Consider the following 624-nt stretch of genomic DNA (forward strand, 5'->3'; position numbering starts at 1 on the left):
TGCGATTGGCCCCTGCCACGGTCAGGACGCGCACCGGCTTACGCTGCAGCAGCGTCGGCAGCCGCGGGTCCATCGAGGTCGGCATCGCCTTCGCGCGCCCGACCAGAGAAGTCATGCCGACCACGAGCAGCCGGCGCAGGTAGCGATCATCCATGCGCGAGATCCGGCCTAGGCGCTCCTTGCCGCCGCTGCAGGTCTGTAGCGGTGTCAGGCCCAACGAGGCCGCGAACTGCCGACCGGAGCGGAAGCGCTCGGGCTCGCTCACCGAGGCGGCCAGCGCGGTCGCCGAAACGATGCCGACACCCGGGATCGTCGCCAGGCGCTGCGATAGGTCGCTGTCCCGATGCCAGGCGAGCAACTCCTTCTCCAGCCGGGTGAGCTGGATCTGCAAGGCTCCGATCTGATCGGCCAGCCCGGTCACCACGCGCTGGGCCAGGGGTGGTACCTCGGCCGCGTCTCCGGCCGAGAGCCGGCCCGCCAGTTCGAGCGCGTGCCGCAGGCCCCGCGCCATCTCGATCCCGGACTCGGCGAGCAGGCCGCGGATCATGTTCACCAACTGGGTGCGTTGCTTGACCAGCAGGTCGCGCGTCCGGTGCAGCGCCAGCGCCGCCTGCTGCTCGGTCG

The 624-nt window shown here is 71.0% G+C and carries 1 protein-coding gene; it reads right to left on the minus strand.

Going from position 1 to position 624, the window contains the following annotated elements; all coding sequences use genetic code 11:
* On the minus strand, window positions 1-624 hold a 624-nt coding region (locus CIW48_RS32980; RefSeq protein ID WP_149314525.1), incomplete at both ends, for an IS110 family transposase.

The sequence above is a fragment of the Methylobacterium sp. P1-11 genome (assembly GCF_008329595.1).
Classification (GTDB): Bacteria; Pseudomonadota; Alphaproteobacteria; order Rhizobiales; family Beijerinckiaceae; genus Methylobacterium.